Below are 19,686 nucleotides of genomic sequence, written 5' to 3' on the forward strand. Positions count from 1 at the left end.
TCTGGAGGGAATGACCTTGCACCCGAAAAGGTCCTTGTCCGAGGTCTTGTCGATGCTGCGGTCGAAGTAGACACCGGGCGAACGAACGAGCTGGGAGACCACGACACGCTCGGTGCCGTTGATGATGAAAGTGCCTTTCGGCGTCATGAGCGGGAAGTCGCCCATGAAGACCGTCTGGCTCTTGATCTCACCGGTCTGGTTGTTGATGAACTCCGCCGTCACGAACATCGGGGCGGCGTAGGTCATGTCCTTGTCTTTGCACTCGTCGACCGAGTACTTGGGCGGCTCGAACCGGTGGTCGCGAAACGACAAGGACATGGTCCCCGAGAAGTCCTCGATGGGACTGATCTCCTCGAAGATCTCCTCAAGACCCGACTGGCCCGGGACGTCCTTGCGCCCGGCCTGGCGGGCCGCCTCGACCCGCGCCTTCCACTTGTCGTTTCCAAGCAGCCAGTCGAACGACTCGGTCTGCAGGGCGAGAAGGTCGGGGACTTCGAGAGGCTCCTGGATGCGTGAGAAGGAGACACGGCGGGGGCCGGAGGGTATGGCGGAAGCGTTGCGCGAGGCTGCCAACAGGCGTCCTTCCGAAGAGCACGGATGGAGTTGAACTGCGCGCACGCCAAACGCCCTGGCAAAAAACCCAGGGCGTCGCAAGGCAGCGCGAACAAGCAGCATATCGCAAAACTTGCAAGTATGCCTACACCGTAAGTTGAATGTCAACCTCGCTGCCTGGCATAAGGATGACACAGGCAGGTGAACTCGTCAACTCAACGCCACATGCCCGGCGGGAACACCACCAAGGCGGAGGTGTACGGCGAAGCCCCGCAGACGACGTGCCCGGGCGACGCCCACCAGCTTCCCGCCGGCCCTTCCGGTTTTCAAGCGGGCCCCCGCCCTCACAGTGTCGTCTTCGCCAGCGGAGGAGCCGGGCGGCAGGGCCGCGCCGTACCCGAACCCGGCGTCGACCTTCCAGACCGGTTCGTTGCCCCCGTCGGAAACGAACCGGACATCACATCACCGGTGCAGCAGCTCGACCGCCCGCCCGGCCGCGTGGAGGAAGAGCGGGTCCCCGGTGGCCGCGTGGGCGCGCAGGCTAGCCTCGGTCATCTTGATCGCGTGCGCCTCGCCCGTCTCCGCCGCGCGCCGCGCGAGCTCCGCGGGCGAGTCCGGCTCGGTGTCCGGCACCGGCTCGGGCACCGCGCCACGCGAGTAACCGCTGACCAGCGCCGCCCCCACCTGCCACAGGGCGTCGTAGGTCGGCCGCCACAACGACCGCGGCAACTCCTCCAGGACGGAGGCGACCGCCGCGGGCGCGGTGACCGTGTGGATCAGCGTGATCGGCTGGTGCCTGCCGTGGGTGAGGAATCGCCGGGCGAACACGCGCACCAGCTCGGCCAGGTCCGCCCGCACATCCCCCGGCGGGCGGAGCGCCCCGACCGCGGCGGGAAACTCCGGCACGTCCCGCAGATTGCCGAGATGCTCCACGATGAGCGAGCGCGGCTCGACGTCCAGCGCGGGCAACGCCGCCAGGGCCCGGTCCGCGGAAAGCACTCCGGTGCCGGGCCCCCGGCCGGGCACCTCCGCATAACCCGCCGCCCAGTAGGCGAGCGCATGCGCCAGCTCGGTCCGCCGGGGCCCGCTCTCACTTTCGGCGAGCGACCGTACGGCATGAGCCGTACGGATGACGCCGTGAGTCGCCCCCGCCGCCATCCCGGGCGTCAACCGCGGCCACCAGGTCGCCAGCACCTCACGCCAGGGCGCCCCGGCCAGCTCCTCCGTGAAGTGCCGGGTCCAGTCGGGCAACCGCCTCATGTCGCCGAGCGCCTCACGCCAGCCGGCGAGACGGCCGCCGCTCCCTGGCGGGGCGTTCAGGTCCGGCAGGTAGCCGGTCACCCAGGCGGGAACGAGGTCGGCCGCCCCGAGGCGTACGAGTGCCTCGGCGACCATCGGGCCGTGGTTGGACAGGCCGGCGCCGTATTCCGGCCCGGTGCGCGCGAGCCGTGTCAATGCCTCGTCGAGCTTGGACATGCATCGTCTCCCATCTATATAGAGAAAACTCAATATAGACCGGAGGCGATATGCTGTCCACATGTCCGACAGAGAGATCGACGTGCTGCGGGCGCTCGCCCACCCGGTGCGGCTCGGCATCGTGCGCAGGCTGGCCGCCGAGCCCGACATCTGCGCCTGCGACTTCACCGACGACTTCGCCGTCAGCCAGCCCACCGTCTCGGCCCACCTCAAGGTTCTGCGCGAGGCGGGACTGGTGACCACGCGGCGCGAGGGGACGACGGTGTGCTACTCGCTGGTGCCCGAATCCCTGACCGATCTGGCCGGCCTGCTCGGCGGCCTGGCCCGCGGCCTCAGCGTCCGCTGACCCGCCTCACGCGCCGAGGTGACTCGGCCGCAAGCCGGTCATCCGCCGGGGACGAGGCGCCGGCCGCCCACAGCCGTACGAGGAGTTCGGCAACCGCCGGCTCCGCCGTACCGTCCGCAACGCGGCGACGTCGGGCTCGAAGCGCAACACCGGCAGCAGCACATGCGAGAAGTAATCGAGGTTGCCCTGGATGCGGCCCATCGTCTCCAGCGCCTCGGGCGGCATCCGGGCCGACTCGGGCATCGCCGCAGGCGCGGCACCCTCACCGGCGACGGTGGCGACGAACTCCACGCGGCCCGCGACGCCTGCCGCCCGGCGCAGCGGCAGGGGCGTCACACGCCGAGATAGTGCAGCACCGCCGCGACCCGGCGGTCCACGCGGTCGCTCTGGGTCAGGTCCAGCTTGGCGAAGATGCTGCGGATGTGCTTGTGGACCGCGCCGTCGCTCACCACCAGACGCTCGGCGATCGCCACGTTGCCGAGGCCCTCGGCCATCAGCGCCAGCACCTCGCGTTCACGGGCGGTGAGCCGGTCGAGCGGGTCCCGGCGGCGGGCGAAGAGCTGGGCCACCACGTCCGGGTCGATCGCGGTGCCGCCCTCGGCCACCCGGGCCAGGGCCGAGAGGAACTCCTCGACCTTGCCGACCCGCTCCTTCAGCAAGTAGCCGATGCCCGCCGTGCCCCCGGCCAGCAGGTCGGTGGCGAACGCCTGCTCGACGTAGGCCGACAACACCAGCACCGCCAGCTCCGGATGCAGCCTCTTGGCCTTCACCGCCGCTCTGATGCCCTCATCGGTGTGCGTGGGGGGCATGCGCACATCGACCACCGCCACGTCCGGCCGGTGCTCACCGACGGCGGCCAGGAAGGCGGCGGGGTCGCCCGCCGCCGCGACCACGTCGAAGCCCTCCCCGGACAGCAGCAGCACCAGGCCCTCGCGCAGCAGCGCGTCGTCCTCGGCGATCACGACTCGCACGGCAACTCCACCTCGATCACGGTCGGCCCCCCTTCGGGGCTGCTCAGTGCCATCGTCCCGTCAAGCGCCTCCACCCGGCGCCGGATGCCCGCGAGTCCCGACCCGCTCTCCTCACGCGCTCCGCCCTTGCCGTCGTCGCGCACCACGATGCGCAGCGTCGCCCCCATCCGCGCGACCTCCACCTCGGCGCGCCTCGCGCCGCTGTGCCGCGATACGTTCGTCAGCGCCTCGGCCACCGTGAAGTAGGCGGTGGTCTCCACCGACAGCGGCATGTGCCCAAGCCCGCCCACCGTCAACGAGCACGGCACCGAGCACCCCGCCGCCACCGCGTCCAAGGCCCCCGACAACCCCCGGTCGGCCAGGATGGGCGGCAGGATCCCGCGCACCACCCCGCGCAGCTCCGCCAGCGCCTGCTCGGCCGCCGCCTGCGCCCGGTCCATGGCGTGTACGGCACGAGCCGGATCCCTGGCCAGCGCCCTCTTGGCCGCCGCCACCGTGACCACCACCGCCATCAGCCGGTTCTGCGCCCCGTCGTGCAGCGAACGCTCGATCCTGCGCAGCTCGGCGGCGTGCGCCCGCAGCGCCCCCGCCCGCGTCTCGGTGAGCCGGGCCACCCGCTCCGACAGGTCGATCGACGGGTGCGGGGCCAGCAGCGCCAGAGCCGGGCGGGCCTGCAGGCGCGCCAGCCGGGGCAGCAGCCACAGCAGGCCGATCAGCACGCCGAACCCGACGAACGAGGTGGCGATCGCGGCCGGCCACGTGGTCACCGGGATGCTGAAGTTGGTCGTCTGCATGTGCTTCGGCAGCAGGTTCCACCACAACGGGTAGGTGATCTCGCGCAGCGCCGAGACCGGCATCAGCACGCCGAGGACGCCGACGAGGAACCCCAGCGTGGCGTGCACGGCGAGCCACCTCAGATCGCGCATGGTGGCGAGATCGGCGCGGGCGGCGCGCATGGCGCCCCGCCAGTCGCCGGGCACCCGTTCCCTCGGCAGCAGGTAGGGGGTCACGATCTCGACGCCCAGCCGGTGCAGCCGCGCACGCTCCCGCTCGGCGACGCTCCTGGTCACCGCGACCATGAGCGGCACCAGCAGCAGGCCGACGCCGAGCAGGCAGGCGGCGCCGACGAGGATCCAGGCGACCAGGGTGATGAGTGCCATGAAGGCGGTGCCGAGCCCCCCTGCCAGGCGCTCAAGATTCTCAAAAGCACCCCGCAACATGCCGCCAGCCTAATGTGCCGGACAAGGCATAACATTCCAGCCTGCTATACCGCGGCCACGGCAGTGTGCGGGATTTCCGCAGGTCAGGCGGACTTCTAGGGTTTATGACCATGAACGACCCCTACCGCATCAGCCGCGACGACACCTCCCGCGCCGCCCCTCCTCGTTCCTCCCGCCCACCTCGGCCGGGCGGCGCCGTACTGCGTGCCGTGCTCTGGGTCGTCCTGATGGTGAGCGCCGTGGTCAACGTGATCGCCAACAACCTCGGCGACGGCATCTCACCGCTCGGCATGGGCGCCGGCGTCGTCTCCGTCGCCTGCATCGCCGCCCTGATCATCCACCACTTCCGCGGACGTGGGGCATGAACCACGTCGTCACCCTCACCGGAGTAACCAAGAGATACGGCGAGCTGACCGCCCTCGACGACGTCTCCCTCGGTTTCCCGCGAGGCCGCTTCGTGGCCGTCATGGGGCCCTCCGGCTCCGGCAAGAGCACCCTTATCCAGTGCGCCGCCGCGCTCGACCTGCCCACCTCCGGGTCCGTCGTCATCGGCGGCGTGGACGTCGGCACCCTCAACGAGACCAAACGCACCATCCTGCGACGTGAACACATCGGCTTCGTCTTCCAGTCCTACAACCTGCTCCCCGCCATCAGCGTCGAGGAGAACCTGACCCTGTCCCTGCGCCTGGCCGGCAAACGCCCCGACCGCCCGTGGATCACCGAACTCGTCGAACGCGTCGGCCTGCAGGACCACCTGCGCCGCCGCCCCGCCGAACTGTCCGGCGGCCAGCAACAACGCGCCGCCATCGTGCGCGCCCTCGCCGCCCGGCCCGACGTGATCTTCGCCGACGAACCCACGGGCGCCCTCGACCTGCGCAGCGCCTCCCAGGTGCTGGACCTGCTGCGGTCCCTCGTGGACGACCTCGGCCAGACCGTCGTCATGGTCACCCACGACCCCGCCGCCGCGGCCCGCGCCCACGACGCGCTGGTCATGGCGGACGGGCGGCTCGTCGACGTGCTCCCCGAGCCCACGGCGGACGACCTCGCCGCCCGCCTCACCGGACTCGCCAAGCGCCCCGCCTTCGGGGGCGCACAGTGATCAGGACCGCACTGGCCATGTCCGGCCTCGGCGGGCTCGTCGTGGCGTTCTTCGCGGTGTTCGGCGGCATGGCCCTGGTCACCGGCACCGGCGTGATCATCGAGTCCGGGCTGCGGTCGAGCATCACCGACCAGCGGCTCACCGGCGCCGACGTCCTGGTCTCGGCTCCGCAGAGCCACTGGGAGCCGGAAAGCCTGCCGATCGGCCTCCCCGAACGCGCCGTCGTCCCCGCCAAACTGATCGACGACCTCACCGCACTCCCCGGCGTCGCCACCGCAACCGGCGACGTGACCTTCCCCACCGCCCTCCTCTCCGCCGCCCCCGGCACCACCCGGGCGGGGGCCACAGGCGAAACCTCCGGCACCCGCGCAGCCGGCGGCGCCCCGGACACCACATCGGCCGCCCGCACGGGCCGCGGCACCTTGGAAACCGGCGAGCACGGCGCCAAGACCGTGAACGGCGCCTCGGACGCCACCCTCGCAGCCGCCGCCTCCACATCCGCCGCCCAGACCGGCGAGCACGGCGCCAAGGCCGTGACCGGCCCCTCCGCATCCGCCGCCCCCACTGCCAAGGTCGTGGGCGGCACCGGTCACGGGTGGGCCTCGGTCGCCTTGGTGCGCGGGGCGAAGGTCATAGGCAGTGCGCCGCGGGCCGCGGACGAGGTGGCGGTCTCGGCGGCTCATGCCGTACGGCGTGGCACCGACGTCGAGGTGGTCGCAGCCGGCAAACGTGCCGTCTACCGCGTCACCGCGATCGTGGACACCCCCGGCGCACCCGCGCTCTGGTTCGCCGACCGGACCGCCGCCGAGCTCGCCGGCCGGACCGGCGGGCCGCGGGCGGGCACCGTCGACCTCATCGGGCTGCGCGCCGCGCCCGGCACCGGCCCGGGCGCCCTCGCCGAGGCCGTCGAGCGGCGGCTCGGCGACGACTACGTCGTCAGCACCGGATCCGCCAAGGGCGACGCCGAATCCCCAGGTACGGCTGCCGCCCGCTCGATGCTCATCGCACTGCCGACCTCGATCGGCGGCATCAGCCTGCTGATCGTCGGTTTCGTCGTCGGCGGCGGCATCTCGCTGTCCATCACCCGGCAGCGTCGCGAACTGGCGCTGCTGCGCGCCGCCGGCGCGACCCCGCGCCAGGTGCGCGGGCTCGTCGCCGTACAGGGCATGACGGCGGCGCTCGCCGCGCTCCTGCCCGGTGCGGCGGCCGGCTATGCGCTGGCGGGGTGGTTCGGGGAACTGCTGGTGCACCTCGGCATGCTGCCGGAGCGGATGCCGCTCAGCTACAGCCCGCTGCCCGCCGTGGCCGCCGCGCTGCTGCTGCTCGGGGTGGTGCGGGTGTCGGCCTGGGCCACCTCGCTGCCGGCGTCGAGGATGCCGGCCGTGTCCGCCGTGCGCGAGTCGGCAGCCGAGCCGCGCACCCCGTCGTCCGTGCGCTACCGGAGCGGCCTGCTGCTCATCGGGGCGTCCCTGCTGCTGGCGACACCGCCGCTGTACATCCGCGGCGAGATCGCCGTCGTCGGCCCCGGCACCGCCGCCCTCGTGTCGGTGATCGGCCTGGCCCTGGCCGGGCCGAGGCTCGTGCAGGGCGCCACCGGGCTGCTGGCCCGGCGCCTTCCCGCGCACGTGCCCGCGCCGCTCTGGCTCGCGGTGTCCAACACCCGCGGCTACGCGCTGCGGACCGCCGGCGCGATCGCCGCCCTCGGCATGGCCGTCACCCTGACCACCAGCATCTCGCTCAGCCACACCACCGTGATGCGGGCCACCGACGAGGAGACGGCCGAGATCCTCAAGGCCGACGCCGTCGTCACCGCGCCCGCCTACGGCGGCATCCCCGACGGCCTGATGGACGACGTGCGCCGCCTCCCGGGCGTCACCGCCGCCGTCGCGACCTCCACCACCACCATCCTCACCAGCCCCTTCGGCGACGGGGGGCTCCAGGCACAGCCGGCGGCGGTGCTCGGCCCCGACGCCGGAGCCGTCGTCGACCTCGGCGTCACCGGCGGCAGCCTGGCCGACCTCAAGGGCGCCGCGGTCGCCGTCGACGACCGCTCCGGCGACGTCGGCGACCGGCGCACCCTGGTCCTCGGCGACGGCGCCGAGGTCAAGGCGCGCGTCGTCGCGACCTACAGCCGCGTCCTCGGACTCGGTCCGGTCGTCCTGTCGCGCGACCTGGTGGCCGGCCACACCACGACCGGCCTCGACAGCACCGTGCTGGTGCGCGGCGACGCCCCGCTCGACCGGCTCACCGGCCACTGGCCCGGCCTCGGCATCGCCGCCGACAGCGACTCGCCGCAGGCCGGCCGTACCTCCTCCCAGTTGTGGATCAACGTCGCAGTGCTCGGCGTACTCCTCGGGTATGTCCTCGTCTCTGTCGCCAACCGGCTCGTCGCCACCACCGCCGCCCGCGGCCCCGAGCTCACCGCGATCAAACGGCTCGGCGCCACGCCGCGGCAGCTCACCGCCATGATCCGCTGGGAGGCGCTGCTGATCGCCCTCACCGCCTCCCTCGCCGGGCTCGCCATGAGCGCCGTGCCGCTGGTCCTGCTCGGCATCGGCTTCCTTGGCCGCCCCTGGCCCGCCGGGCCGCTCTGGCTCGTGCCCGCAGCGGTCGCCGTCGTCTGCGTCGTCGTGTGGCTCGCCTTCGACCTGACCGCGCGGCGGCTCATCAGGCGCGCCTGACGGCGGGCGGGTGTGGGAGGGTGTGCAGTCGTGACATCAGAGCTTGAGGACCTGGCCGCGCGGCTGCGGGAGTTCGCGCGGGTGCGCGACTGGGAGCGGTTCCACACCCCGAAGAACCTGGTGATGGCGCTGTCGGGCGAGGTGGGGGAGCTGGTCGCGGAGTTTCAGTGGCTGACCCCCGCCGAGGCCCTGGACCTCGACGCCACTGCCCTGGCCAGGGTCCGCGCCGAACTCGGCGACGTGACCGTCTACCTCACCCGCCTCGCCGACGTGCTCGGCGTCGACCTGGTCGAGGCCGCCCACGCCAAACTCGACGAGAGCGACCGCCGCTACGACCCCGACGTCTACCGCGGCTCGGCCCGCAAGGCGCCGCCGCTGCCGCCCTGACGCGCCGCCTCCAGCAGCGTGGCGAGAAACTCCTGCGTCCGCGGGTCGGCCGAGTAGACCGCGGTGCCCATCATGCCGCGGGTCAGCAGCACCTTGTAGGTGTTGCGGATCAGCCGGTCGGCCCGCTCGTCGCCGACACCCCTCCGGCTCAGCTCCGGATCCCTGCTGGCGGTCCTGTCGGTGATCAGCCTGCCGTCCCGGTAGATCAGGTCGGGACCGATGATCACACCGCTCCAGTCGTATTCGAACCCCTGGGCGGTGTAGACGCAGCCCACCTGCTCGAACCCGCCGGCCTGGGTGGCCCACAGGGCGCTCGGCGGGGCCTGCCCCACGGCGCGGTCGTCCTTGACGTTCCACGGTTTGGCCCAGTCGCCGACGCGGACGTCGGCGACCAGGGTGTCGTCGGCGTTCGGCTTGCTCCACCGCCAGCAGAACCCCGCGGTCATGCGGGCCGAATATCCCGCCTCCAGCCGCGCCCGCAGCATCGCCTCCAGTTCGTGCGGCGACTCGGCGAGGGTGACGTCGAAATGGTCGTCCCCCGTCCACGCCTGCGGCTCGCCGCCGTCCAGGCCGAGGAGGCGCAGCACCCACTCCTCGTATTTGCGGCTGCCCCCGCACCGGAACTGGCCGTCCAGATCGACCTGGCGCACCCTCAGGCCGAGGGAGCTCGCGTGGTCCACGATGGCGGCCACCGTACCGGTCTCACCAGGGCGCACCACCTGATGCTCGTCCAGAAGGAAGACCGGCACCCGGGCGGCGGCGATCAGCTCGTCGACCTGGGGACGGCCGGTGCGGTCCACCGCCCTGGTGTAGCGGTTGGCGGAGGTCTCGCGGATGCGGTGGGCCTCGTCGCAGACCAGCATGTCCAGCTCATTGCGAGCGGCGGCCATAAAGTTGTTGAAATATTTGAACAGCGCCTTGGTGCGGGTCGAACCGCGGGCCACGTGGCGGCGCAGCGTCTCGGTGAACGACCGCGACCCCGTGGCGTGCAAGGCGGCGTGGCCGCGCCGCGCCACCTCGGCTAACACCGACAGCGCGACGACGCTCTTACCGGAGCCGGGCCCGCCGGTCACGACCACCACCTCCTTGGCGTCGGCCGCGCGGGCACGTTCCACCGCGTGCAGCACCAGCTCGTAGGCCAGCCTTTGCTCGGCCAGCAGCACGAACTGATCCCGGTTGCGAAGCTCCTCGGCCGCCAGCTTGAGCAACTGCTTGGAGGGCCGTACGGCACCGGCCAGCAGCCGGTCGCCCGCCGCCGCCCCAAGCGCGGGGGCGAACTGCGCCCGCAGATAGTCGAGGAACTGGCCGCGCCGGGTCTTAGAGCTGCTAACGCAATGAGTTGAGGCGGCGCCAGCAGATCAGGGCACAGCCAAGACTGAGGAATGCCTGGTGGATGTCCACGCGGACCTCCCATCGGATCCGAAGCCGTCGGAAGTGGTGCAGCAGGGCGAAGGCCCGTTCGACAACCCACCGCTGCCTGCCGAGGCCGGAGCCGTGCTCGGCGCCCCGGCGCGCGATCAGCGGTTGGATACCCAGGTCCCGGACCAGCCTGCGGTACTTGTCGTGGTCGTAGCCCCGGTCGGCGAGTACCGCGTCGGGCCGCCGGCGGGGCCGGCCGGGCTTCCCCCGCACAGGCGGGATCGCCTCCAGCAGCGGCAGCAGCTGGGTGACGTCGTTGCGGTTGCCGCCCGTCACGATGACCGCGAGGGGGATGCCCGTGGCGTCGGTGATCAGGTGGTGCTTGCTGCCCGCCCGGGCCCGGTCGACCGGACTCGGGCCGGTCTGCGCCCCCCTTTTAGCGCTCTGACGTGGGAGGAGTCCACGGCAGCACGGGAGAAGTCGAGCGCGTCGGCAGCCCGGAGGCGGTCCAGGAGCACCTCGTGCAGGCGCTGCCGGACCCCGGCCCTCTGCCACTCTGCAAGACGCCTCCAGCAGGTCATGCCCGAGCCGTAGCCCAGTTCCTGCGGCAGGTGCTCCCAGGAGATGCCGGTGTGCAGGACGAAGAGGATGCCCTGCAGGACCAAGCGGTCGTCCAGGCGCTTGCGTCCGGGATGGCGCACCCGGCGCTGGTGCCTGGGCAGCAGCGGTTCGACGACCGCCCATAACTCGTCGCCGACCTCCCACGGCTTGGGCTTCGCCACCTGCAACTCCTCTCGCCCCGTTACAGCGAGAGATCAAACCACAACAGAGATCATTCTGTTAGGAGCACTTAGTGAACAGGCGGGTGCGTTCGTCCTGCACGTGGTCGAAGAGGTGGTGGACGTCGGGATCGGCCGCGTTGTGCAGATAGGCCACTCCGCGCACCGCGTCCCGGTGCTCCGCCACGGCGCCTGCGAAGTCGGCGAGATAGTCGCAATATCCGCTCACCTGCAGCACGGGGTGCAGCTTGGGGCGGTGGGACATGGCGGGAACCAGGACCATGCCGGGGTGGTCCTCGTAGAGTTCGGCCTGGCCCCACTGCTTGAGTTCGACGATGACGTAGGCGTCGCCGCCGGTGCGCCGGTCGACCCCCGCGAGGACCACGTCGGCCCGCTTGCTGGTGAGGGGCAGCTGATATTCGATCAGCATCTCGACACCGCCCAGACCGGCCTCGACCAGGTCGCGGGCCAGCAGAGGCAGGCTACGGTCCCAGGAGCGGCGCTCGCCGGCCGAGGCGGTGAGCCCCCTGGCGCGGAGGTTGTCGGCCAGGACGCCACTGAGCACGCGTTCGGGGACCGATTCTGACACGAGCTGGACCAGACTCTCTGCGGACAGCCGGAAGACCGCCACGAACCAACCCCCAGGCAGCACGAAGACTCGTGCGGGATGGGGGCGTGTCCGCGATCAGAGGATCGGCGGAAGCCCGTCGGGCCGCATCACCAATAGCCCGAGAGATTACAGCGATCTACCGGGAGGGTGCAGCCCGCGCGGCTCCGCCCGGGAAACCCGGGCTGACGGGTGGGTGACGGGCAAAGGCGGGAACGAACCAGTTGAGGTGGGCTTTCAACCGGCAAGGAGGCGCACATGGCTGAGGGAGTTCACAACTATCCGTTCCGTCTGCCCGGCGTGTTGGAGCCGCCGGCGGAGTGGACGGAGCTACGGCAGGAGTGTCCGGTCACCTCCGTACGGTTGCCCAGCGGCGACCTGGCGAAGCTCGTGACGCGCTACGACGACGTCAAGCGCGTCCTCGCCGACCCGCGCTTCGGGCGCCGGTTGACCGCGGACGACGCGGCACGGGTGACCGAGAACGAGTCGGGCGGAGTCTTCGGCTCCGAGTTGCCCACCGAGGGGCTCGACCAGGGGCCGGCGCATCAGCGGTGGCGGCGGCTGGTGGCGAGGTCGTTCAGCGCCCGGCGCATCGCGTCGATGCGGCCGCGGATCGAGGCGATGGCGGAGCGCCTCGTGGACGACCTGGTGGCCGCGGGGCCGCCGGGGGATCTGCGCAGCGGATTCGCCTTCCCGCTGCCGGTGTGGGTGATCTGCGACCTGCTCGGGGTGCCGGACGACGAGCGGGGCCGCCTGGCCCTCTGGTCGGAGACGCTGCTGAACATGAACCGCTACTCGCAGGCGGAGATAGACGCCGCTCAGGCCGAGTTCGCCGGCTACTTTGTCCGGCACATCCGGGAAAAGCGGGAGAACCCGGGGGACGACCTGCTCAGCGATCTGATCCACGTCGTCGACGCCGGCGATGGGCGGCTCACCGAGGGGCAGCTGATGGTGACCGGCCAGGGCCTGCTGGTCGCGGGGCACGAGACCACCAGCAACATGATCGCGAAGATGGTCGCGATGCTGCTGCACGACCGCACCCGCTGGCAGGCGCTGCTGGACGACCCCGGCCTGGTGGGCAACGCGGTGGAGGAGGCGCTGCGGTTCGACGCCAACGCCGGGTTCGGGCTGCCGCGCTACCTGTCGGAGGAGGCCGAGGTGGCGGGGGAGAGGCTGCCGGCGGGCACCACGGTGGTGTGCAACACGGCGGCGGCCAACCGCGACGAAGGCGTCTTCGAGCGGGCCGGCACGATGGACCTCAGCAGGTGGCCCAACGGCCACCTGGCCTTCGGCACCGGTGTGTACTCGTGCCTGGGGCAGGCGCTGGCCCGCACCGAGCTCCAGACGGCACTCGCCGTGCTGCTGCGGCGGCTGCCCGGCCTGGCTCTCGCCGTACCCGTCGAGGAGATCGAACCGCTGGAGGGGCTCATCGTCGGCGGGCTATCGCGGCTGCCCGTGCGCTGGTGAACCGGCGCGCGGTCAGCTCGGCAGCGGGCTGGGCGGCCGGCTCGGCGGCGGGCTGGGCGGCCGGCTCGGCAGCGTCGAGGCGTAGGAGGCTGGCTGCACGGGCACGTCGGGCACCACGATCTCGCCTGCCTTCTCGAAACGCGTCCGCACCGTGACGAACTGCCCCACCTGAAGCGGGCTCGTCAGCCCCTTCAAGGTGGCCGTGACGCCGCCGCCCACCCACACCGACGAGTGGGCGGGGACGGCGACCGGCGCCTTGGACAACTCAACCGACGCGGCGACCCCGGGCGCGCTCATCGCGACCAGCGTGTCCGGAGCGCCGCTCTTGTTGATCACCATGAAGTAGACGGGCGCGGAAGCCCCCGCGGGGAGGGTCTGGGTCGGCACGGGGCCCAGCACCGACACGTTCTGCAGGAGCAGCAGCCCTTGGGAAACCTTCGCTCCCTCCGGCGACAGCGGCGCCTCCTGCGAGGGGAAGGGCGCACACCCCGCGGAGGCGCCGACGAGTCCGAGCAGAAGCACACGCCGCGAAACACCGCGAACACCGAGAGTGACACTCATATCTCAGAGCGTAGCGTTTCCGCACGTCAAACACTGTTTCCGGCTACACCGTGATGGAGATGGCCTCCAGCCGCAGGCTCTGCCCCGTCGTCCCGGCGACCTGGCCGTTGCAGCGCACGCTCTGCCAGCCGATGTCCTGCACATGCGCCCGGTAGCAGATGTTGCCGCTGCTCACCGCGATCGCGAGAGCCTCCAGCCGCAGGCTCTGCCCGGTGGTGCCGGCGACCTGGCCGTTGCAGCGCACGCTCTGCCAGCCGATGTCCTGCACGTGCGCCTGGTAGCAGACCCCGCCGACGTCGATGGACACCGCGACGGTCAGCGCCTCCAGGCGGCGGCTCTGCCCCGTGGTGCCCGCGACCTGGCCGTCGCACCGCACGCTCTGCCAGCCGATGTCCTGCACATGCGCCCGGTAGCAGACGACCCTGGCGGAGGTGGACGCCCGGCGCTCCTTCACCGCCGCCACCACCTCGGCCTGCGCCCGCGCCAAGCTCCGCTCGTCGAGCGCGGGGGCGGACTTGGCCGCGTCGACGACGCCCTGGCGGACCTCGCCGGGGTCGGCCGAGGCGGGGTCGGCCGAGGCGGGGGGAGCACCTGCCACCCCCACGAGAATCGCACTGACCACAACCATGCCGAACGTACGGAGCCTGCTCATTGTCAACACTCCCGAAGTCGGTGGAGCGGAAAAGGGCGCGGCTGTTTCACCGCCGATTCCCGGCGCATTTCAGAAATCGAAAAGTACGGAGAAGCCAACCGCTTGGTGCGCTGCCTCGGACGACAGGCAGAGGAACGCTTTCCGAACGAAACCGGCAGGCCCTCGGGCCCCGGCGCACACATCCACTTCACGTGGCGGCATCACTTTAACCCGGAGGGATCAACCGGGTCCATACAAATCACCGTCCCTGAAAGGACGCTTCGAAAAGAAAGCCCGATCGAACATCCCGCTAAATCGGGAACGCGGCGCCCACCCGCCTAGCAACTCCGCTGGCCTGGCGGCGATCGGTGCGTGCCGGCCCGCCGCTCAGGCACCTCCTCACGCAGCAGAGGCAGCAGCCCGTCGAACACCGCGGCCGACTCGCCGGCCGGGAGGTGCACCGCCGGAGGCAGCGCCCGCATGAGCACCTCGCGGGCCGCCCCGTCCACCCGCAGCTCCACGCACAGCACCACGGTCGCCGGGCCGTCGCCGCCGTGGCTGTGCCGTACGGACAACGCGGCCTGCCGCTCCTTACGCCAGTGGGCCTCGTCCACCACGGGCGCGCCCGGCCGGTGGCGCACGGCGTGCGGCGTGCCGTGGGGGAGGACGACGAGATCGCCGGGGCCGACGCGGATGTCGCCGCCGCCCGCCTCCAGCCGCATCTCGCCGTCGAGCACGTGGTGCATCGACACCATGTCGCGCGGCCCGAGGCGTGCCCCCCAGCTCGACCCGGCCGAACACGCTCCTCCCGCACCCCGGTCGCCGAGGACGACACCGCCGAGGCCGCCGGGCCTCTCGCCTGGTTCGCCGACGCCGAGGCGCGCGTGCTCGGCGCTGCCCACGTGCGTGGCGTTCCAGCGGTCGTCGCAGGGGCTTCGCCGTACGATCAGCCCGACTCCCTCCGCCACCGCTCCACCAGCGGTGCCCGGAGCTCCCGCTCGGCAAGCCCGCGAGCCCCGGGCACACCCGCGTCGACCAGGGCCGCCTCAAGCGCTTGGAGAAGCCGGTCGGGCCGCCGCGTCGCCAGCACCCACAGCTCCTTGATCACCGGAGGGGAGGGAGCGTTGCCGTAGCGCATCAACGGCTCGGTATACAGCGAACCGATCCGATGCCGCCTGCGGGGATGCGCCGCCAGCGGATGGAGCGCCGTGAAACTGATGGCGATCGTGGAAAAGACCCCCATGCGCAGGTTGGGCGTCCCCTGCCGACCCAACCGCCTGCCCATGAAGTTCGCCCGGTAGTGCAGCCGCACACTCGCCGGATCGATCGACACCAGCGGAACGACGTACGGCACAGCCCCGGGCCACGTCGGCCCCAGCAGCAGCGCACGCTCACAGACGCGGTGCTTTTCCAGCATTCCAACACCGAAGAGCACAACGAGAAACACCGCGGCCGCACCGGTGGCGAGGGCGGCACCCGCCGGGGAATCCGCGGCCGCCGTGGGGGCATAGATCGCGGCCAGGAAAAGGAACGCGACGGCGACCGCTTTCCACGAGGGCATCGGTCGCTCGGTGTAGCGCGGCGCGCCGGCATCCGCCGGATCCAGTAGAAGATCATTCATGCGCGGGCACATCCACCAGAGCGGCCAGGCAGGCTGCCGCGGTCTTGAGTTCCTTCTGCACATCGTTGATCGAGGCCCAAGGCCCCCTTCTCCAGGAAAGCCGGATCTGCCCTCTTGAGGCCGTCAGAACCACCTTCACCGTCAAAGCCCATAGACCCTCCCGAAAAGCTGGAACTCCACCCACTTCACAATGTGCGGCATCGCAGGCTTATGCGAACGTCTCCCATGCGCCCACGCAAAGGGTTACATCACTCGATCGCCAAGGAGTTGCACATGAGTAGCAGCAGACATGCTGAGCCGCTATATGCCACGCAGGGCAGGCAAGTAAATGGCTGCTGACGAATTGTGCGCGCCCTCACCAGAGGCCGCGTTCTCCGCAGGCAAGAACATCCTCTAAGCGTGAGGCGGGCCGAGGTAGGGGAAGTGGGGGAGGAGGTCTGAGTGGGGGCCGATTCCGTCGGAGGGGATTCGGCCGTTGGTGACCATGTGGAGGCGGGCGTCGGTGACGTCGTCGTCGAGGCGGCGGCCGTTGGGGTAGCGGGCGGGTTTGGAGCGGTCGAAGCGGAGGATGTCGGGCAGGACGGTGCGCAGGGCGTGTTCGGCGTCGGCGACGGTGTAGCCGCCGGTGTGTTTGAGGACCTCGATCCAGGCGTCGCGGTAGTTCGCCACGTCGTCGACAGGTTCGCCCGCGTTGTACTCGTCCTTGCGGTCGTCGGGGTTGAAATACGCGGTCAGTGAGGGGTGGGCGCCCCGGTCTACGGAGATCCACCGGCCGTCGCGTTTGACGCTCACCCGGCCCCACACGCCGATCTCGGGGCCGGCGCCGAAGGTGTCGTCGGGTGCCTCAAGGACGAGGGCGACGACGTTCTTGCCCGCCATGGTGTCGCGGCCTGTCCAGGTGAAGCCGTCGCCGATGCCTTCGAGGTCGGCGAAGAAGGGGTCGCTGCGCAGGCACGCGGTGAAGCGCAGCGGCCCGGCCTCGGCCACCGCCGGGTCTGGCCCGAACGCCACCGGCGCGTCCGCCACGACGGCCTCGCCCATCGCGGCGAACCCCCCGGCCCGCTCACCCGCGCCGTAGTAGACGGTGACGGCCTGCTCACCACCGGCCGGCTCGCCGAACACGAAGCTGAAGGCCAGGTCGGGCCGGTCGTCCCCGTCGTTGTCGACGCAGAGCTTGTAGACGGCCCCGGGATGGAGGTACGGCGAAGCCCCCGGAACGAAGGCGAAGGAGTTGACGTTCATCACCAGCACCGTGGCCCCCGCCGCCTCGGGGGACTGAAAGGCGAAGACGTCGGTGAGGTCCAGCCGGGGGTCGTCGGCGGGGGGACGCAGGTCGGGGCCGCTGAGGTGGTGGGACATGTCTGCCCGGTTCCCCCGATCAAGGCGGGGGAACTGGGCTTGACCTGGTCTTATAGCGTTCGATTCGGATTCATCACCGGCCGCGTGCCTCCCGGCCTGGGAAGGCCTCGGGCGTCGAACTTCACCCGTCGTATTTGAACCAGCGTTCGAGCTTGCGGGGGTCTCCCCATAGTCGCCACACCTGTTCGGGGGAGGCGTCGTAATCCGCGGTCACGGTGAACGTCAGGCGTTCAGGGTCTCGGCGGGTGCTTACGGAGCCCATCTGTCGCGTCCCTTCCTCAGAACATGCGCACTGCGGATACACGGCTGATACGCGGGGTGCCGCGCACTTCGGCTCAGCCGTGGACGAGGACGTGGACCATGCGTTCTCCCAGGGTCCTCTGGTATGCGTAGTAGTTCGCGTCGAGGGCCTGCTTCATCTGCGCCGGGGAGTCGAAGATCGTGTGGAGGGGTTTGTAACGCGGCGGTTGCCGACTGTAAAGACACAGGTGCGGCCGATAACCGTAAAAGTATGGGAAGCCGGATAAGAGCCCCCAGCTAACCACCCACCAGATAATTAGTCGCCGCAACCAGGATTAAAACCCGACTCAGCGAGCTCCTTACGCTGGCCGCCCGCCTATGCAGGACCCCTGAGAACCGCTGACCGCCGCCGAGGGGCGTCAGGCGTGCCCGCCGACCGTCACCTCGCCGATCGTCAGCTCCGGCACACCCTCCAGCACCTCGCCGACCCGCTCGACCGCCCGCTCCAACCCTGCCGACCGCGAGGCGTCCAGCCGTACCAGCGGCTCCACCGTGACGGCGATCCTGCGGCCCGAGCGGCGCTGGTGCCACAGCCCCGCCACCACCTGCCGCCACCGCGGCCACATGCCCTGGAAAGCCGGCATGACGAGGTCACCCGCCCACGCACCTGCGCGCGCCACCACCTCCCCGGTCAACTCGTCGACCGTCAGCTCGGCATCCTTCAGCGCGTCCCCGACCGCCTCCAGCACCGCCTCGACCTGGTCGGGCGTCATACGCATCTCCGGCGGCACCGCGACCCCCGGCGCGGGCACCGCCGCCAGCGCCGCCGTCCACAGGTGCAGATCCCGCGAAGGCAACACGTGCACGGTGCCCCTCGGCCCGAACGTCTTCACCACGCTGCGCTCCACCCACAACGCCTCCCTCAGCGCGACCCGCGTCGCCCCCGCGAGCCGCAGCCCCACCCCGAGCTCGGCCGCGGACATCACCTGCGCGTGCAACCCCGCCATGTCCGCCACCACCCCGGCGACCCCGCCCTCCCGCGCGGGCACGTCCAACGCATGGCGCCGCAACCGCATCGCACACACATCGGCCCAGGTGAGACGGGGGACATCGGAAGCGAGGAAGGACATAGGGGCAGACTCCAGACATGCACATCGAGCCACGGCACCACCTCGACCGGCGGCACCGGGCTCGACACTATGCGCCATCTAGGCCAACCTCTGTCCTAGGAGGGCCTCACCCTTTACGACCTCTCCCGATGGGCCGCCCCAGAAGGCGGACCCCACCGGCTCATGTCGATGAGGCCACCTGATGTCCACCCTTGAGGAAGGGTTGGCACACCTATACGGCGACAACTGGCTGGAGGACTGATCGATGACCGTCGAGAGCACTGTTGACGTTCACATCACCAGGAATGGTCAGTTGTGGCTCGCCACCGTGGCCGATGTCGCCGGAGGCATGTCCGGCCGCTCTCTGAAAGAACTCCACAGCGAGATCGCAGACGGCCTTCCGTTCCTGTTCGGAGATCGCGACACCACGCCGATGCCCGTCTTTCACTATGCCCTACCAGGCCTGACCTCAGAAGACCTGCTCGCGTTCGCAGATCTCCAGCGCCGGGCCACGGCCATCGCGGAGGACTACACGAGGACCGCGAAAGCCCGCGTCGACCACATGCACGAGCTAGGGCTGACCGACTCCGACATCGGCGAACTGCTCGGCCTGTCCAAACAGCGCATCCAGCAGATCCGCACAGGCAGCGCTTGAACGACAAAGCTTCTGGGAGGTGAGGCGTGGCCCTCACCCCCGCAAGCGGTCAGGCGCGCGAATGCTTTTCAGCCCTCGGACGGGATGTCTAAGGCTGTGCCGTACAACCGGGAGACGCGGATCCTGACGACCACCCGGCGCTCCGCCACCGCCTGCTTCAGGAACGCCGCCTCCTCGGCGGGGTCATCGAAGCCGGGGGTCATGGACAGCAGCTCCTGCCCGACCTCGTCGCCCGGCTCGGCCGTCGCCGCCGAGACCTCCGCCTCGCCCTCGGCGACGGCGAACGACCAGACATCGGGGCCGCTGACGTGCAGGGCGGCGTGTGGATCGCTGCGGTAGTGGCGGGGTTTGAGGCGGTCGGCGGTGGTGGAGATCCGTACGACGCGCTCGTCGGGGTTCCAGGTGTAGAGCACAGTCGTCAGGTGCGGGTGGCCGCTGCGCTTCACGCTCGCCAGCACCCCGAACTGCCGGTCGGCGAGCAGCGCCGACAACTCGCCGTCGGTGAGCACGCGGGGGGCGGGACCGGCCGGTTTGGTGTCGTTCATGTGCACATGTCCTTTCAGGGA

Annotated in this window: 22 protein-coding genes and 1 pseudogene; 7 read left to right on the forward strand and 16 right to left on the reverse strand. The window is 70.8% G+C overall.

What is annotated here, in order from left to right; translation table 11 throughout:
- A pseudogene (locus tag Ssi02_RS37700) lies at positions 1 to 573 on the reverse strand (DNA-directed RNA polymerase subunit beta); the annotation flags it as partial.
- Between the two features lie 441 nt (positions 574 to 1,014).
- Positions 1,015 to 2,028, reverse strand: coding sequence for a questin oxidase family protein (locus tag Ssi02_RS37705; RefSeq protein ID WP_204033664.1), 1,014 nt, complete (start codon positions 2,026 to 2,028; stop codon positions 1,015 to 1,017).
- 61 nt (positions 2,029 to 2,089) lie between these two features.
- Here Ssi02_RS37705 and Ssi02_RS37710 point away from each other — a divergent pair, with 61 nt between their 5' ends.
- Complete coding sequence (locus Ssi02_RS37710) at positions 2,090 to 2,374, forward strand: ArsR/SmtB family transcription factor (RefSeq protein ID WP_204033670.1); 285 nt, start codon at positions 2,090 to 2,092, stop codon at positions 2,372 to 2,374.
- Positions 2,375 to 2,380: 6 nt separating this feature from the next.
- On the opposite strand, the gene Ssi02_RS37715 is transcribed toward Ssi02_RS37710, so the two are convergent.
- The 3 genes from Ssi02_RS37715 to Ssi02_RS37725 are packed head-to-tail and all read right to left on the reverse strand — an operon-like array spanning position 2,381 to position 4,565.
- Positions 2,381 to 2,710, reverse strand: a complete 330-nt coding sequence (locus Ssi02_RS37715; protein ID WP_204033678.1) for a hypothetical protein — start codon at positions 2,708 to 2,710, stop codon at positions 2,381 to 2,383.
- A complete protein-coding gene (locus Ssi02_RS37720; RefSeq protein WP_204033681.1) occupies positions 2,707 to 3,345 on the reverse strand; it encodes a response regulator in 639 nt (212 codons plus the stop codon). Before Ssi02_RS37720 ends, Ssi02_RS37715 begins: the two co-directional genes overlap by 4 nt.
- Positions 3,333 to 4,565, reverse strand: a complete 1,233-nt coding sequence (locus Ssi02_RS37725; RefSeq protein ID WP_204033682.1) for a sensor histidine kinase — start codon at positions 4,563 to 4,565, stop codon at positions 3,333 to 3,335. Before Ssi02_RS37725 ends, Ssi02_RS37720 begins: the two co-directional genes overlap by 13 nt.
- Positions 4,566 to 4,675: 110 nt before the next feature.
- On the opposite strand from Ssi02_RS37725, the gene Ssi02_RS37730 reads away from it, so the two are divergent.
- From Ssi02_RS37730 to Ssi02_RS37745, 4 genes are read left to right on the forward strand one after another with little or no spacing between them, the layout of a single operon-like run.
- Positions 4,676 to 4,930, forward strand: coding sequence for a hypothetical protein (locus tag Ssi02_RS37730; protein WP_204033687.1), 255 nt, complete (start codon positions 4,676 to 4,678; stop codon positions 4,928 to 4,930).
- Positions 4,927 to 5,664, forward strand: coding sequence for an ABC transporter ATP-binding protein (locus Ssi02_RS37735; protein WP_204033694.1), 738 nt, complete (start codon positions 4,927 to 4,929; stop codon positions 5,662 to 5,664). Before Ssi02_RS37730 ends, Ssi02_RS37735 begins: the two co-directional genes overlap by 4 nt.
- The gene (locus tag Ssi02_RS39550) at positions 5,661 to 8,345 is read left to right on the forward strand and encodes an FtsX-like permease family protein (RefSeq protein WP_204033701.1); all 2,685 of its coding nucleotides are present in this window, start codon (positions 5,661 to 5,663) and stop codon (positions 8,343 to 8,345) included. Before Ssi02_RS37735 ends, Ssi02_RS39550 begins: the two co-directional genes overlap by 4 nt.
- 30 nt (positions 8,346 to 8,375) lie before the next feature.
- Positions 8,376 to 8,732: a nucleotide pyrophosphohydrolase gene (locus Ssi02_RS37745; RefSeq protein WP_204033708.1), complete on the forward strand. Its 357-nt coding sequence runs from the start codon at positions 8,376 to 8,378 to the stop codon at positions 8,730 to 8,732.
- On the opposite strand, the gene Ssi02_RS37750 is transcribed toward Ssi02_RS37745, so the two are convergent.
- From Ssi02_RS37750 to Ssi02_RS37760, 3 genes are all read right to left on the reverse strand, one after another.
- Positions 8,690 to 9,940: a DUF2075 domain-containing protein gene (locus tag Ssi02_RS37750; RefSeq protein ID WP_239130391.1), complete on the reverse strand. Its 1,251-nt coding sequence runs from the start codon at positions 9,938 to 9,940 to the stop codon at positions 8,690 to 8,692. The genes Ssi02_RS37745 and Ssi02_RS37750 overlap by 43 nt on opposite strands.
- 118 nt (positions 9,941 to 10,058) lie before the next feature.
- Positions 10,059 to 10,873 (reverse strand): IS5 family transposase gene (locus Ssi02_RS37755; RefSeq protein WP_373870264.1). Its coding sequence is split into 2 segments (ribosomal slippage): positions 10,059 to 10,528 and positions 10,528 to 10,873, totalling 816 coding nucleotides; the frame shifts between segments, so codons are not numbered across the junction.
- A gap of 58 nt (positions 10,874 to 10,931) precedes the next feature.
- Positions 10,932 to 11,522 carry a hypothetical protein gene (locus tag Ssi02_RS37760; protein WP_204033720.1) on the reverse strand — a complete coding sequence of 197 codons (591 nt, stop codon included), beginning with the start codon at positions 11,520 to 11,522 and terminating at the stop codon, positions 10,932 to 10,934.
- A 213-nt stretch (positions 11,523 to 11,735) separates the two neighbouring features.
- On the opposite strand from Ssi02_RS37760, the gene Ssi02_RS37765 reads away from it, so the two are divergent.
- Positions 11,736 to 12,944 (forward strand): cytochrome P450, encoded by a 1,209-nt coding sequence (locus tag Ssi02_RS37765; protein WP_204033724.1) that lies wholly within the window; start codon positions 11,736 to 11,738, stop codon positions 12,942 to 12,944.
- A 12-nt stretch (positions 12,945 to 12,956) separates the two neighbouring features.
- Here Ssi02_RS37765 and Ssi02_RS37770 read toward each other — a convergent pair whose 3' ends face one another.
- From Ssi02_RS37770 to Ssi02_RS37800, 7 genes are all read right to left on the reverse strand, one after another.
- Positions 12,957 to 13,466: a copper chaperone PCu(A)C gene (locus Ssi02_RS37770; RefSeq protein WP_204033725.1), complete on the reverse strand. Its 510-nt coding sequence runs from the start codon at positions 13,464 to 13,466 to the stop codon at positions 12,957 to 12,959.
- Positions 13,467 to 13,548: 82 nt separating this feature from the next.
- Positions 13,549 to 14,157, reverse strand: a complete 609-nt coding sequence (locus Ssi02_RS37775; RefSeq protein ID WP_204033727.1) for a hypothetical protein — start codon at positions 14,155 to 14,157, stop codon at positions 13,549 to 13,551.
- Positions 14,158 to 14,474: 317 nt separating this feature from the next.
- Positions 14,475 to 15,104 carry a cupin domain-containing protein gene (locus Ssi02_RS37780; RefSeq protein ID WP_204033732.1) on the reverse strand — a complete coding sequence of 210 codons (630 nt, stop codon included), beginning with the start codon at positions 15,102 to 15,104 and terminating at the stop codon, positions 14,475 to 14,477.
- Positions 15,083 to 15,757: a hypothetical protein gene (locus tag Ssi02_RS37785; protein ID WP_204033738.1), complete on the reverse strand. Its 675-nt coding sequence runs from the start codon at positions 15,755 to 15,757 to the stop codon at positions 15,083 to 15,085. Before Ssi02_RS37785 ends, Ssi02_RS37780 begins: the two co-directional genes overlap by 22 nt.
- Positions 15,758 to 16,150: 393 nt before the next feature.
- Positions 16,151 to 17,116: a DUF4331 family protein gene (locus Ssi02_RS37790; RefSeq protein ID WP_204033745.1), complete on the reverse strand. Its 966-nt coding sequence runs from the start codon at positions 17,114 to 17,116 to the stop codon at positions 16,151 to 16,153.
- 121 nt (positions 17,117 to 17,237) lie between these two features.
- Positions 17,238 to 17,378, reverse strand: coding sequence for an SRPBCC family protein (locus Ssi02_RS37795; protein ID WP_204033751.1), 141 nt, complete (start codon positions 17,376 to 17,378; stop codon positions 17,238 to 17,240).
- Positions 17,379 to 17,775: 397 nt separating this feature from the next.
- Complete coding sequence (locus tag Ssi02_RS37800; protein ID WP_204033758.1) at positions 17,776 to 18,486, reverse strand: DNA glycosylase AlkZ-like family protein; 711 nt, start codon at positions 18,484 to 18,486, stop codon at positions 17,776 to 17,778.
- A gap of 244 nt (positions 18,487 to 18,730) precedes the next feature.
- Here Ssi02_RS37800 and Ssi02_RS37805 point away from each other — a divergent pair, with 244 nt between their 5' ends.
- Positions 18,731 to 19,120 carry a hypothetical protein gene (locus Ssi02_RS37805; RefSeq protein WP_204033765.1) on the forward strand — a complete coding sequence of 130 codons (390 nt, stop codon included), beginning with the start codon at positions 18,731 to 18,733 and terminating at the stop codon, positions 19,118 to 19,120.
- A 68-nt stretch (positions 19,121 to 19,188) separates the two neighbouring features.
- Here the strand turns inward: Ssi02_RS37805 and Ssi02_RS37810 are convergent, their stop codons facing one another.
- On the reverse strand, positions 19,189 to 19,665 hold the full coding sequence (locus Ssi02_RS37810; protein ID WP_204033787.1) for a TIGR03618 family F420-dependent PPOX class oxidoreductase: 477 nt from the start codon (positions 19,663 to 19,665) through the stop codon (positions 19,189 to 19,191).
- Positions 19,666 to 19,686: the final 21 nt, after the last annotated feature.

The organism is Sinosporangium siamense (assembly GCF_016863435.1).
Taxonomy (GTDB): domain Bacteria; phylum Actinomycetota; class Actinomycetes; order Streptosporangiales; family Streptosporangiaceae; genus Sinosporangium; species Sinosporangium siamense.